At 34.3% G+C, this 15,381-nt stretch carries 8 protein-coding genes and 1 pseudogene; 5 read left to right on the forward strand and 4 right to left on the reverse strand.

The genetic code is table 11. The annotated features are described in order from the left end of the window. Window positions 1-161: 161 nt before the first annotated feature. The 5 genes from OXQ85_RS05270 to OXQ85_RS05290 all read left to right on the forward strand — a co-directional run bounded on the left by OXQ85_RS05270 (window position 162) and on the right by OXQ85_RS05290 (window position 8,808). Window positions 162-317, forward strand: coding sequence for a hypothetical protein (locus OXQ85_RS05270; RefSeq protein WP_267402767.1), 156 nt, complete (start codon window positions 162-164; stop codon window positions 315-317). Window positions 318-626: 309 nt separating this feature from the next. Continuing rightward, a complete protein-coding gene (locus OXQ85_RS05275; RefSeq protein WP_267402768.1) occupies window positions 627-3,518 on the forward strand; it encodes an AsmA-like C-terminal region-containing protein in 2,892 nt (963 codons plus the stop codon). 15 nt (window positions 3,519-3,533) lie between these two features. Beyond that, the gene (locus OXQ85_RS05280; protein WP_267402769.1) at window positions 3,534-4,148 is read left to right on the forward strand and encodes an alpha-ketoglutarate-dependent dioxygenase AlkB; all 615 of its coding nucleotides are present in this window, start codon (window positions 3,534-3,536) and stop codon (window positions 4,146-4,148) included. Between the two features lie 734 nt (window positions 4,149-4,882). Beyond that, entirely contained in the window at window positions 4,883-5,590 is a 708-nt protein-coding gene (locus OXQ85_RS05285) for a hypothetical protein (protein WP_267402770.1), read from the forward strand. Between the two features lie 23 nt (window positions 5,591-5,613). Beyond that, window positions 5,614-8,808 (forward strand): hypothetical protein, encoded by a 3,195-nt coding sequence (locus tag OXQ85_RS05290; RefSeq protein ID WP_267402771.1) that lies wholly within the window; start codon window positions 5,614-5,616, stop codon window positions 8,806-8,808. 578 nt (window positions 8,809-9,386) lie between these two features. On the opposite strand, the pseudogene bglX reads toward OXQ85_RS05290, so the two are convergent. From bglX to OXQ85_RS05310, 4 genes and pseudogenes are all read right to left on the reverse strand, one after another. Beyond that, window positions 9,387-11,681 (reverse strand): annotated as a pseudogene (gene bglX / locus OXQ85_RS05295) (beta-glucosidase BglX). Between the two features lie 271 nt (window positions 11,682-11,952). Then, window positions 11,953-12,438, reverse strand: a complete 486-nt coding sequence (locus tag OXQ85_RS05300) for a RidA family protein (protein WP_267402772.1) — start codon at window positions 12,436-12,438, stop codon at window positions 11,953-11,955. A 135-nt stretch (window positions 12,439-12,573) separates the two neighbouring features. Continuing rightward, a complete protein-coding gene (locus OXQ85_RS05305; protein WP_267402773.1) occupies window positions 12,574-14,202 on the reverse strand; it encodes a DUF6377 domain-containing protein in 1,629 nt (542 codons plus the stop codon). Window positions 14,203-14,362: 160 nt separating this feature from the next. Further along, on the reverse strand, window positions 14,363-15,106 hold the full coding sequence (locus OXQ85_RS05310) for a dienelactone hydrolase family protein (RefSeq protein WP_267402774.1): 744 nt from the start codon (window positions 15,104-15,106) through the stop codon (window positions 14,363-14,365). Window positions 15,107-15,381 lie beyond the last annotated feature (275 nt).

Genomic DNA, 15,381 nt, shown 5'->3' on the forward strand with positions numbered 1-15,381 from the left:
TTCTGAGATTGCGGCTTTTTTGGACCATTATTAAACACTCTGATTGAAATTTGTATTGCTTATTTAGGATGAATTCTTTTCATGTTGAAGAAATTATTATTTTTCAATATCAATGTGTTTTTACTGGTTAGTAATAAAGAAAACCAATAAAAATTATATTCATGAAAAAACATTTATTTCTTCCTTTTTTCATCATTGCACCTTTTTTAAGTGCTCAGATCGGAATCAATAACTCTAATCCTAAAGCAACGTTGGATGTTACTCCAAAAAAGACCGATGGTACTACAGCAGAGGGAGTTATTGCGCCCAGATTTTAACACTTTAGTTGTTTAAGTTTAATACTTAAATAAAAAAGATAACATAAGTTAAAAAAAATCTTTGATTTTTTCTCTTTGCATACTTTTGAACTCCTTTAAATAAATCCAATAAGATCTTTTGCTTCTTTTGCGGTTAAATTTAAAATTAGTTTAAACAAACTTCTTGTTAAAAAATAGGCTGTCGCTTAAGATAAGCCTGTTTTATTTTTTAATATTTCGAGGTTTGATGGTGTTTTTTGCCAAATGTTCCTGCCTTAATGGCTTGATTTTAGATAGCTGTTAATTTATCAATCACAAAAATATCTGTTTATGGAAAGGTTTAAGAAAATCATTTTGAAAATTCTGAAATGGACGGGAATTTCCATTGCCTCCATCTTGTTTCTCATGTTTATTATTCCTATTTTATTTCCGGGAACCATTTCGGAGCAGGTAAAAATATTTGCCAATAAACATTTAGCAGGTAAACTCGATTATAAAAGAACGCATTTAAGCTTTTTTAAACATTTTCCATCACTTACGGTTTCCGTGGATGATTTTTTGTTGAAGGGTTCCAAACCATTTCAAGAAGATACTTTATTGGCAGCCAAAGAAGTAGCGGCAGGAATTAATCTTAAAAGTCTCATTTTCGACCGTCAGGTAAAAATAGATGAAATATATGTGACGGATGCTTATGCGAACGTTTTTGTAAATACGAAAGGGGAGGCAAATTACAATGTATATGTATCAAAACCATCTGATAAACCGAAAGATACCGCAGATTCCGGAACTTCCATAAAACTAGATTTGATTAAGCTTAAAAACTGGAATGTAAAATATAACGATCATTCTGCAAGAGTTTTGGTTGATGCTAAAGGGCTCAATTATACAGGAAAAGGAGGTCTAAGTGAAGATATTTTCGATCTTGAAACCAATCTCGATATTAATAAGCTTGATTTTAGTTTAGATAGAATTTATTACGCTAAACAGAAAACTTTACATGCAGATTTAATCACCAGAATCAATACCAATGCGTTAACCTTCGTTTTGAGAAAAAACGAATTAAGAATCAATGAATTACCTTTAAAGTTTACAGGTTTTTTAAGTATTTTGAAAGATGGGTATAATCTTGATATTCAGGCTGCATCAGAAAAAACAACTATTCGAGAAATGATTTCTGTATTGCCTCCGCAATATCTCGATTGGGCAAAAGATATTAAGATTGAAGGAAATAGTGATCTTTATTTTCATTTAAAAGGACGTTTTAGTGAACCTAAAAATCTAAAACCGCGATTAAAAGCCCGTTTATTGGTAAAAAATGGTTTTGTTTCCAATGGAAAAGCTCCGGTTCCGATGAATAACTTAAATATGGACCTGAATGTGGATTTACCATCGTTAGATACAGAACAACTTGGAATTGATTTGAAAAAACTTAGTTTTGATCTTGGTCCGAACAATAATTTCAGAGCAGTTGTAACGACTAAAGGTCTTAACGAGATGAAAATAAAGGCCGATGTAAAAGGTGCGGTGAATCTTCAAACCTTGGATGAAGCTTTAGGATTGAAAGATATTGATATAAGAGGATTGATGGATACCAATATTAAAGCGGATGGAATCTTTAGTTTAGACAAAAAATTATTTCCTAAAACAAATGGTTATTTAAACCTGAAAAATGGTTGGTTAAAAACAAAATATTACCCGAATGCGATTCAGAATATTAATTTGGTGGCCAATATTATTAATAACGACGGTACTTTCAAAAGTCTTGGCGTAAAGCTGGATCCTTTCAAGTTTGATTTTGAAGGAAATCCTGTGTTTGTAAATGCAGATTTGCAGAATTTTGAAGACGTTTTATATAAAGTTCGTGCAAAAGGCGTTTTAAATGTAGGTCGAATTTATAAAGTCTTTGCTAAAAAAGGCTTCGATGTTAGTGGTTTAATTATGGCCGATTTATCTTTAAACGGTCGACAAAGTTATGCCACGAAAGGGCAGTACAGTAAGTTGGATAATAAAGGGAATTTAATTCTAAAAAATATAAAAGCCACCACCGAATATTTACCTAAATCGTTTTTTATTAAGGAAGGAAATTTCCAGTTTGAGAATGAAAAAATGTGGTTCCGAAAGTTTTTTGCCACTTATGGAAAATCAGATTTTGCTTTGAATGGCTATCTTTTGAACACTATTAATTATTTTATAGAACGAAAAGGGACGCTTCATGGAAAGTTTAATTTAAACTCAAATTATATCCTGATTGATGAATTTATGGCGTTGAAAGAAGGTGATAACTCTAAGAAATCTATTGATGTAGAATATGCTAAAGTTGAAAATCCGAAAAGCAGTGGAGTGGTTATTATTCCGAAAAATCTAGATGTATCTTTAGTCGCTAATGCTAAAAAAGTTGAGTTTAAAGGGTTAGGTTTAAATCATCTTAAAGGAACTGCTTCTGTAGATAAAGGGCAGGTTTATCTTAAAAATACCTCGTTTGATATTATTGGAAGCCGCATGAATATTGATGCCCGTTATCAGGATGAATCTCCGTTAACTGCCAATTATGATGTAGCATTGAAAGTGTTGGATTTTGATGTTCAGAGAGCGTATAAAGAAATTGATATGGTTCGTGAGATGGCAACCGCTGCGAAAAATGTAAAAGGAATTGTATCTTTGGATTATAAACTGAAAGGAGATTTTGATAAAAATATGACACCGATTTATCCTTCTTTGGAAGGTGGCGGAGTTGTCAATCTTCGTGATGTTGAGGTTAAAAATCTGAAAATGCTTTCTGCGGTGGGAGATAATATTGGTTCGAAAGCCTTTAATGATCCTGATATGAAAGGAGTAAATATTGAGACACATATCAAAAATAATTTGATTCATGTAGATAAATTCACGTTTAAAGTTTCAGTATTAAGACCATCGATCAGCGGAACAACAAGTTTTAATGGATTGTTGGATCTTCAGGTGAGAGTAGGGCTGCCGCCCGGCGGATGGGTTGGTTTCCCGATCGTAGTAACAGGAACTCATGAAAAGCCAAAAGTGAAGATTTTCAGCAAAACAGGGCAGGGGATTATTGATGCGCTTTACAATAAAAAATCGAATAAAGTAATTCGCGAAGAACGAAGAGCAGAGAAAAAATCGAGAAGAGAGCAACGTAAAATAAGGGAAGCTCAGGAAAAGAAAGCGAAAAATGCAGAAAAACAGATCAATAAGGATCTAAAAGAAAAATAAATTCAATTAAAAATAGTGAGTCAGTTAAGTTTATTCAATTCCGATGATTTTTACCAGTTTCCGGAGGAATTATTAGAATATACCAACCATTTTTTATCCGAAAAAGAAGCTTCAAGGCTGGAAGAAAAACTTCTGAACGAAACGCCTTGGAAGCAGAATTCACAAAAAATGTATGATAAAACGGTTCTGACTCCCCGTTTAACGGCTTGGTACGGCAATGAAAATAAATTTTACCATTTAGGTGAGAATAAATTTTTGGTCAATCAATGGTCACCGGAATTATTGAACTTAAAGCTTAAAATCGAAAAATTTTCCGGCTATAAATTCAATTCCGTTTTGTTGAATTTGTATCGGGACGGAAATGATTCCGTAGCATGGCATCGCGATAAAGAAAGCGAGTTGGGCAATCGGCCGGTTATCGCTTCTGTGAGTCTGGGACAGACAAGAAATTTTGATTTCAGGAAGGTTGATGACCATCAAAAAAAATATAGTTTACCACTTCACCACGGTTCTTTATTGATTATGAAAGGCGATCTGCAACAAAACTGGGAGCATAGAATTGCGAAGTCTTTGAAGATAATAAAACCAAGAATTAATCTTACTTTTCGTTTAATTAAAGAGATTGAGTAAGTTTTTGATTTTATCGAATTGTCTTTTTTTTGAAGCTATTTCCTGCTTTCAGCACTCGCTATTTTAGATATTTCGGCGCGGCAGCGAAGCTGCCGCGCCGAAATATCTAAAATGAGCTCAAACAAAGCTTCAATCAGGGCTAGGAAATTCGCCAACTCTATCATATTTTGTCATTCTAATTTCTATAATGAATAAATTGAAAATAATTTAAACAGATTTTATAACAAATTTTTAAACTTTAAATATCAATGTGCTATTTGTTTAATGTTTGGTTACAAATTAATTCATTAAAACAGCAAAAACTTCTAGATAAAATTTAAACAGACTTTATAATTATTTTTGAATTTTCAATCAAAGTTTATTTTATGCAAATTAATTGTTATAACTGTGTAAAATTTTCTATAATAAAGCGTGTTTAATTGTATTTTGTTAATAAAAATAATTATCTTTGCAGCGAAAACTAACAAACTACCATGATACAAAGGAATAAACATCTTATGTCCCAACGGATATAATTCTGCCTATATTTTCTCCACTAATTACTTTTTTGTCATAACACGTGATAAAAGAATTCTAATGTGAATATTTCCAATTTTAAATGACAAACTCCGAAAAGAGTTTGATATTTTTTTGTGGCTATAATCACTATCTGGAGATTTATTATTATTTAAATGTATATTTTAGTTTGTTGTTGATTGATAGATTATTAGCAAAAATTATAAATCAATAATGTTATGAACAAAACCTATTACACACTCATCGGATTACTTACAACCATTACTTTATCAGCTCAAGTAGGGATTAACACACCAGAGCCAAAAGCTACTTTACATGTTAAGGAATCAGGAAATTCGACTTCTGTGGAAGGGATTATCCCGCCAAGATTAACGGGAGACGAACTGAAAGCAAAAGATCTTATCTATTCTGGTGACCAACAGGCTAGTTTAGTGTACGTTACTTCTGGAGTAACTTCAGATGCAAGTGGTAAAACGACAGATGTAAAATCAGCAGGTTATTATTATTTCGAGCCCAATCTAAATGGTGAAGGAAGATGGATGAAACTCAACACGAATCTAGATTCGCCGATTAAATTTTTTTATATGCCTTCCATTGTTTTCAATACTTCATCTCCAGGAACGGGATTAAGAAGAAATTTATATGCTGAATATAAAGCACAGTTTACGAATAAAAAATTTGTAGCCAATTCTACAACTGGTGGGAGTATAGGTACAGAAACAAGAACCACTTTTGTAAAAAGTACGAATGCGCCAGATACCATTGGCAATATTCCAAATGCTAATGAACTTTATTATTATGTGACTGATTATGATAATACATCGATGGCAAATTTAAGTATTGATGAAAATGGCATTCTTACTTATGACGTTATCGGAACCGGAACAGATTATTCTTTTGTAAACATTGTTTTCGTATTGAAATAATGAAATATTTTGAATTGAAAAATATGAAAAATACGATTAACAAAACCTTTATACTCCTCGTTTTCTTATTGTTTTCAGGGTTATATAATAGTCAAACCACACAGAAAGTAAGACCCAATACCTCATCCGGAACTAATGTCACCAGCCCCGCAAACGCCAATGACTCAGATGTAAATACTTTCGCACAAATCAATAGTTACGGAGGAACGGCTTTGGGATTATTAGGCTATTCGGGAACGCTTACTATGGAATATAATAATTCTACAGCGTATGTTCCGGCGAATTCTAAATTTTACATGAAAGTAAACTCCAATGAAACCGGACTTTTAGATGCCTTATTAGGTGGAAGTTTGGGGAATCTTTTAAAAGGAGTCTTAGGAGTGGTGATCGGAGGCGAGCACGTAACTTCATTTAATCTTAAAAATGCAGCCGGAAATAGTGTTATTTCTGTTTCTACAACCAATTCTAATGCTAATCAGGATAAAATTACCATTGCAAAAGATGCCGCTCAAAATTATTACGCTATATTTTATCCAAAAGAAGCCGTAAAAACCATTGAAATAAATGATAAAACTTCTTTTTCATTACTTTTTGGCGGGGTCAACAATTTTAAAGTGTATGATTCTTATTATTTTAAAAATGATGTTTCAGATTGTAACGTTTCCTTATTAACGTCTTATACAGCGGGCGGAGGATTATTAAGTTTAATTAATTCTGAACCTGTAACTAATGCACATTTGGCTATAGATAATGATCTTACCACGTTTTCGAAGATCGGGATTACGGCTTTGTTAAATTTGAATGCTTCGGGAACTGTTGAGCAATTTTTTCATTTGCCCAAAGCAGTTCACGACAAAGCAGTTAGATTGAAAGTTCGCATTCCTTCTGGGCTTTTAAAATTAGATGTCGCAAGCCAATCTTCGGTGGTTTTTTATAAAGACGGACAGGAAGTTTCTTCCGTGAAGCTGGATTCTAATGTGCTAGGATTAGATCTTTTAGGTTTAATTAATCAAAACAATGCAGAATTCAGTTTTCTGGCTGCTCCACGGGATGCAGCAGGAAATATTATTCCTTTTGATAAAGTAGGAATCAGAATATTTAAGCCGCTTTCTGTAAACCTGATTAATGCAGAAGATATTCGTGTGTACGACGTTGCTTTCGTAGATGATACGCCTGAAATAAAAAAGGTTTGCTCTTTTGAGTTTTTAAATAATAACATCAGAACGAGGAAGTTTGACATTACTCAAATCATTCCAAATTACAATGCAAATTTCGACGGATATATAGTAGTAGATAGCAATCAAAAAGAAATTCCTTTTAAAACTGCTGCTGAAAAACAAGCCAATAAATGGCAGCCACTCGGAACTTATTATATTAAAGGATTAACCGATGCCGGATATTGTTCAAGCGATTATATTGCTTTCACTGCCATAGAAAATAAAGAGTATAAAATTACCGGAAATACAAGCATTAGCCTGCCTTTGGATGCTAATTTTGATGGAATTGCTGATGCTTCAACAACTTTTAGTGCTGCAAATTATCAAAGTCAGTTACCAGGAAGTACAGGGGTAAGAATTTATGATGAAATTACTAATCAGGAGGTAACTGGTCAAACGATTAACTTTCCCAAAATAGGAACTTATAATTATTATGCTAAATCTGTAAATGCGGCCGGAAACTGTGATATTGTGAAAAGAGTTACGGTTTTCGTGTATGACAGACAAGAATGTGACTACAGATATGTACAAAGAATGGCCAATCTGAAAAGTACAGGTGCCATTTTAACGGGAGGAAGCACGAATAGCGAAAAAGCAATCGACAATGATCTTTCTACATATGCCACTATTTTTAATGCAATTTCATTAGCCGGAATAGGAAATTCCTGGTTAGATCTTGGTTTTTCGAATGCGTTTGCGAGCCCGATTCCGGCAGGAACTCCCATGACGATTAAACTCGGACAAGACTACGGCGTTTTGCAATTATTAGGCGGAATTACGCTTCAAACTTTAGATAAGAGCGGAAATCCTGTTGGCCCAGTAAAATCTATTGGCGAATTGGATCTTCTGAATTTATTGGTTGGAAATAATACCATAGATGTTTCTTTTATCCCTAAAGATGCTTCAGGAAATGCGATAGAATATGGCGGAGTAAGAATTTTGATGGGAAGTGTTTTGGGACTTTTCAATTCTGCCAGAGTGTACGGAATGTATATTGATGACAGAATTCCGTTGACACAGGCTCAGGCTTGTGAAGCTAATATTTTGGTAAGCAGCGCAGAAATTCCAGGAAATTCTAGTTCATCTTTACTTTTGAATCATTCTGCAAAAGATGTTTTGTATGGCGTTCAGGATGCTGGATTAGGCGTTGCCACAACTTTGTCTGGGGTTTTGTATCCTTATCTTGCGGCAGATGCGATAAATAATAGTTCGTCGGTACTACACGGAACCCCGAATTACGATACGGCAGCCATTTTTAATACTTCTTTAGGAGTTTTGAATAAGCAGGTTCTTACCGTAAAGTTTAAAGAAATTGCCCGACCGGGAGACAAAGTAAGAATTGTGATGAGCTCTGAGGGATTGCCTATTTTGGATGTGAATGTGCTTGGAGGTTTTACAATTCAGCGTTATTTGGGAGATATGCCTGTGGGAGATGAAGTAAGTGCTTCAGATTCTCAGATTGTAAAATTAGATTTATTAAAGTTAATTGCCAATCAGGCGTCGCAGAAAACGGCAATTATTTTAGATGGAATTGGGGCAGCTTTCGACCGTGTAGAACTTCGTTTAAATAATGTGATTTCGGCGAATCTTTTGGGAAGTAAAACGTATGTGTATGATGTTTCTGTTTTACCTTATTTTGATCTGGAACAAGATGAGCAGTCGTTGTGTTTATCAAATCCGTTAACGTTTAATTTACTGGAACCTTGTACGTCTTATCATTTATCATTTGCTTATGCAGAGAAAGATTCGGTAGGAAATATTACGGAATGGAAAGATATTCTGAATTCCGTGATTGAAACTGTAATTGGAAACCCGTTGCAAAATCTTTTAAATTTTAAATTGAATAAAATGTATAAAAATTACAGTAAAACAAATAATTTATATTTAAAAATTGAAGTGTATCGCAGTAATTGTATCGCGGGTGAAGTACAGTATATTCCTGTGACGATTAACGGATGTCAGTCCATTGTCAATCCTTTGATAAGAAGTATACCGAAGTAAATTTGATTGTTTATTTTGAATGAAAAACAGACTGCTTTTGGGTGGTCTGTTTTGTTATGTAAAGTGAAAAGTTATTTGAATTTTATCTAATTTTTTTATCCTGAATGGAATTTTGCGAAGTATTATGGAATGGATAATATTTTGGAATTCATGTATTTGGGATGTTTTTATTTCGCTTTATTTTGCTCAAAATGACTTTTCTGTATATTTAAAAATTTAAACAGGTTTTAATGTTTTCACCAACTTTTTAAATGAATGGCTGACACCCTAGCCCCGATTGCAGCCTTGTTTGAGCTCATTTCCTTACAGGTTTCGGCGCGGCAGCGAAGCTGCCGCGCCGAAACCTGTAAGGAAATAGCGAGTGCGGAAAGCGGGAAAAAGCTTCAAATAAATTATATAAACTGGATGTAAAATAAAAATTGAGACGCAAAATAAATCCAAGAGAAAAAATACCTAACTAACTGTATCAACTTAGATTTTGCGTCTCAAAAAACAACTGTATAAAAACGATGCTTTGCAATAGCCAGCCGATGAAACCGGCTATTTACAATGCAACTATATAATTGAAGAAATTATATCTATTGTAAAGTGAACTTTGCTTTTTTCACTTCCTGACTGTTTGTGCCGATCATTACGTCGAAATCTCCCGGTTCGGCTACAAATTCCAAATCGTAATTGTAGAATTTCAACAGTTCAGGTGTGATTTTAAAGGTAACGGTTTTTGTTTCACCCGGTTTTAATGAAATTTTTTCAAAACCTTTCAGCTCTTTTACAGGACGCGTGATGCTTCCCACAATGTCACGAATGTACAACTGTACGACTTCCTGACCTTGTAAAGAACCTTTGTTGGTGACATCAATGCTTGCCGTGATCGTTCCGTTCTGATAGATTTTATTGGAACTTAATTTAATATCACCATATTCAAATTTTGTATAGCTCAAACCATATCCGAAAGGGTAGAGCGGATCATTGCTTACATCAATATAATTTGATCTGAACTTCTCAAACCATTTTCCTTCAGGCAACGGTCTTCCAGTATTTTTATGATTGTAGTAAATTGGAATTTGTCCTACATTTTGAGGAAAGGTCATTGGTAATTTTCCGCTTGGGTTTACGTCTCCAAACAGAACATCTGCGATTGCCGGAGCCGCTTCAGAACCTCCAAACCAAACATTAAGAATCGCTGGAACGTTCTTTTTCTCCCAGTTTAAAGTTAAAGGTCTTCCGTCAAATGCTACCAAAACTACAGGTTTTCCTGTTTTTACTAATTCTGCCAGTAATTTCTGCTGAACATCAGGAATATTAAGATCCGTTCTGCTGCTTGATTCTCCACTAAATTCTGAAGATTCTCCCAAAGCAGCCACAATAACATCTGATTTTGAAGCCACATCAAGCGCTTCTTTAATCATTTCTTCGTCGCTGCGCTTTTCATTCTCTCTACCCAAACCACGTTCAAACATCGTTGCTCTTTTTTCAAGCTCGGCATCGGCAGTCAAATGACTTCCTTTTGCATAAAGAACTTTCACATTTTTCCCTGCAACTGACTGAATTCCTTCAACCAAAGTCGATGGTTTTTTCAAATCTACAGAAACGCTCCATGTTCCGGGCATATTAGATCTTGTGTTGGCCAATGGACCAACAACTGCAATAGTTCCTTGTTTTTTTAATGGAAGAACATTGTCATTTTTCAACAAAACAAAACTTTCTGCAGCAATTTTTCTCGCAAATGCTCTGTTTTCAGGAGTGTAAATGTCTTTTGCAGGTCTTTTTGTATCAATATATTTATAAGGATTGCTGAATAATCCCATTTTATACTTCGCTTCCAGAATGTAGCGACATGATTTATCAATGTCGGCTGTGCTTACTTTTCCTTCATCAAAAGATTTTTTCAATGTGGCTAAATAACTTTCACTTATCATATCCAAATCAACTCCGGCTTTCAGAGCTCTTGCAGAAACGGTCTGCAAATCTCCGATTCCGTGATCTACCATTTCACTCACTCCGGTATAATCGGTCATAATGAAACCTGTGAAGCCCCATTACTTTCTCAATACATCATCCAAAAGCCATTTGTTGGCAGAAGCCGGAATTCCGTCAATATCATTAAATGATGTCATAACACTACCCACACCTGCATCTACAGCCGCTTTGTAAGGGTACATGTATTCATTGAACATTCTCTGGCGGCTCATGTCTACCGTATTATAATCTCTTCCCGCCTCACTCGCGCCATATAAAGCGTAGTGCTTCACATTGGCCATAATCTGAGAATTGGTTTTATAGGTGTTGTCGCCCTGATAACCTTTCACTAAAGCTTTGGCTATTTCACCGCCTAAAAAAGGATCTTCACCATTTCCTTCAGAAACTCTTCCCCAACGCGGGTCTCTGGAAACATCAACCATCGGACTGAAAGTTAAGCTGATTCCGTCTGCACTTACTTCCTTCGCTGCAATTCTTGCAGATTGTTCGATGGCTTTTGGATTCCACGTAGCAGCCAATGCTAAAGGAATCGGAAAGCCTGTTTCGTAACCGTGAATAACATCCAGCGCAAAAAATAAAGGAATTTTCAAGCGGCTTTCTTCTACAGCCACTTTCTGGATTTCCTTTATTTTTTCAACACCTTTCAGATTCAGAATGGCACCTACATTTCCTTTTCTTACCTTATCTGCAATATTGCTGTTTTTAGCCTGCCCGGTTGTTACATCTCCGCCACCCGGAAAATTAAGCTGACCAATTTTTTCCTCAATCGTCATTTTACTCATCAGTTCGGTGATGAATTTATCCATCTTTACCTTTTCAGATTGAGCAATAGTTTGCGCATCTACTTTGAATATACTTGCCGCAATACAAGCCGCGATAATAACCCTTTTCATTATTAAAAAATATAAATTAAATGTTAAGTGAACCGTTCAGGGCAAAACTAAAATTTATAACAAACGAAATCGGGATAGAAAGCTAAAAAGTAGTGGTTTTAAAATTTAAAAATTTGAAAATTAATTAGTTATTTAAATTTTAAAGATTGAAAATGTAGCGATTTTATAAAAAAACAGACTGAATTAAAGTCATTTTTTTGATGATTTTATCTCTATTTTGAACCAATTTTTGGACCGAGTTCCTGAATTTTTATTGAAATGAAAAGTGCTGTTATTTTTTCAAAAAAGCGATAGCATCCACTTCGATCATCATACCGTCCAAAGCCAATCTTGGAACAGGAACTAAAGTGCTTGCCGGAAAATTATTATGTTGCCAGGTATTGTGCATCTCCTCAGACCAAATTTTTAGTTTTTCCTGATCGTGGTCAACAATCAAAATCGTGATCTTAAGAATGTCTTTTACGCCAAGTCCATATTCTTTAAGTACAGCTTCAAGATTTTTTAATGAATATTTTACCTGCGTTCTGAAATCGGCAGAAAGATGATGATTCAGATCTTCCCCGCCGCTTTGCCCGGAAATGAAAACATATTGACCTTCCGTATTATTTGTAGTAGAATGTGAAAAAGCAAAAGGGGTAGGATCAAAAAGAGTACTCGGATTTTTGTGAGAGATTGTATTGGTCTTTGCGGTATTATTCTTTTGGGAAAAAGCAAGAATTCCCAAGCAGAGAAGTGATAGTTGAAGTAGTTTGTTCATTGTCTTATATAAATATAAGCGCAAATGTAGGTAGGTATTATTTTGAAAAAATATACATATGTTGAGAGATTTTACTTTTATCAGCGCTACATTACCAGAATTCTATCTTCTAATTTGAGTTTTTTAGAAGTCAAATTATTTCGAAGCCATTTCTCCAATATTTGAAACTTCATTTTCAAACTGATCTCTTGACACCGCCGCTTTATTTCTGGTTTTGGTTCTGTAATTATAAATCGTGCTTAATGAATATCTCAAGAAGTCAGCAATTTTTACACTGTCAGTAATCCCTAATCGGATAAGGGCAAAAATCCTGAGTTCGGTATTTAAAAGTTCACCTTTTTTCAAAACAATTTTTTCTTCAGGAACAAGCAAAGAATTAAAATCATTGACAAAACTCGGATAAAGATTTAGGAAAATCTGATCGAAATTTCGATACAATTCTTCCAGTTCGTTTTCGATAAGCGTATTCGATTTTAACGTTTTAAAGAGATCGTCCAGTTGATTATCTTTTGCCTTTTTATTTAAATTTTTACGATAATCTTCAATTTTATTGATGTAAGTGGAGCAGGTATCGAAAAAATAGGCGATATATTCTTCTTTAATATGGTTTGATTCCGATAATTGCTGATTCAATTGCTGCAACTGATTATTGGTATTGGTAATTTCAGCATTGGAAAGCGCTAGTTGATCGGTAGTTTCGGAGAGTTGTTCTTTAATCTTTGTTACTTTTTTCATCTGTCTGTAAATATAAACGATTAAAAAAGCAAGAAGGAGTGTTAATAAACTGATCAAAATAAGATAGAGTTTCAACTGACTTTTAGACTCTGTTTCTTTATCCACATACGCCTTATTGATGATGGAATACATTTCGGAAATATTCAGTGTTCTGAATTTTACATTACAGAAAATAGCATCCTCAATGGCAGATTTTGTGAGGCGATATGCGTTGTCGATATCTCCATTGTGGTAAAAAATAAGTGCCAGATTTTGATAAGAAGCATTGTCTTTTATTGCGTTTTGAGTATCCGTAATGGCTGAAATAAGATAATATTTTAACTCATCATCCTGTTTTTTTTTCAGTTTATAAACGTCTCCCAAAAGATAAGCCGACATGGCGTAATCCAGATTCTTTTTCTTGGATTCAGTTATTAAATTGTGCAGAATTTTTTCAGCATCATCAGCTTTGCCTTCATGAATAAATTTTTGCGAAAGATTGATTTTATACTGAACCGAAGATTTTGGAAGCACCATTAAAAGTGAATCGCGATACAGTTCAATATTTTTTATTCCATTAACATCATGAATATTGGTAGTATAATGTTCGTAAAATTTACTGTAGGTATCGTAATAATTTGCTTTAGTTTGAGTGTCTAAAACATTCTTATTAATGCTTTTTAAGAGGTTTTCAGACTCTTTAAACTTCCCTAAAGTCGAGTAGAGGTGAGCCAGTTGAAGACTCGATTCAGCTTTCATTTTAGGATTGTTAAGCTGCTCCGAAATCGCCATATTTTTCTTTACATAATGCACTGCAGAATCAATTTGAAATTGCTTGTAGAGCTTGTAAATATTCTCATTATTAAGGTATTGCTGATCTAAACTTTGAAAATTATTTTTTTTAAGCTGATCGATCGCTTCCTCTTTTTTCTTGCTGTAAATCTCTTTCTGATTGATTTCTTTGTCAAGAGTTTTCAATAATTCCTGATTGCTTTGAGAAAAAACAAAAGTAAAAGACATAAAACACAGAAAAACAGAAAGAAATTTCATGAAAAACAGTTTGACTTAGGAATAAGAAATTGTATCTTAAAAATTTAAAGTCTACAAAATTAGAAATAATTTTATAAATGTGTTTTTTATTTTTCTTCATCAGATATAAAAAAAGTTGATGAAATTTTTCACCAACTTTTTATGATTCAAATAAATTTCATTATTTCAAAATCTCCTTCAAAAACATTAGCGTATGATTCCAGGCTCTTTTTGCCATCACAGCATTATAATCCGGTGATTTCGGATCGGTAAAAGTATGTTTGGAGTGAGCATACGTAATGATTTGCCAATCTGCATTTCCATCGTTCATTTCCTTGATCAGATTGTTGTAATCTTCAGGGCTTACACTTTTATCGTCCGCTGGATTTTCAACCAAAATTTTTGTAGAAATTGGGCCGTTTGCTCTCGATTGATCTTTCCCGATACTTCCGTGAATTGAAACAACACCCACCACCGGAAGGCTTCCACGTGCAGATTCCAACGCACCGGTTCCTCCAAAGCAATAACCAATGACAGCAATTTTATCTGCTACCGCTCCGTTTTTCTTCAACTGATCCAATGCCAAAGAAATTCTCTTTTGGTATAAATCATAATTTTTTTTGAAATATCCGGAGTTTTTTGCGGCAGTATCCATATTGGTTGGAATATTTCCCTCCCCATAAATATCTGCAACAAAAGCAACATAACCTTGTTTTTCCAGTTCTAAAGCCGCATTTTTGGCTTCGTCATCAATTCCTTTCCAGGCGGGTAAAATCAAAACTCCGGGAAGTTTTTTTCCTGCATTTGAAGTCACCAAACCATTTAGTTTTTGCGAACCATCTTGATAAGAAACCGTTTTAAGATTTTGACTAAAAATAGTTCCTGAACTCATTAAAAATGCTGCGAATAATATTGAACGTATCATAATTTTAAATTAATTTTTTTCTTTGAAGCTTTATCCCGCTTTCCGCTGTATCTTTTGGGTTACGGTCTCCGCTTCGCTCCAACCGCAATCCAAAAGGATGTCGCTTCAATCGGGGCTACGTATTTTGTCGGATATCCACTGTTTTACCCTAATTCAACACTCTGTTTGACATCCCGTACATAATCAAAACTCGAATCTTTGAATAGTTTTGTTTAGATTCTTTCAAGAATGACAAAAGCCTGTTAGAAACCGTAATAATTAAAAATCCTTCATCT

The organism is Chryseobacterium sp. GM_Chr_2 (assembly GCF_026540445.1).
GTDB lineage: Bacteria > Bacteroidota > Bacteroidia > Flavobacteriales > Weeksellaceae > Chryseobacterium.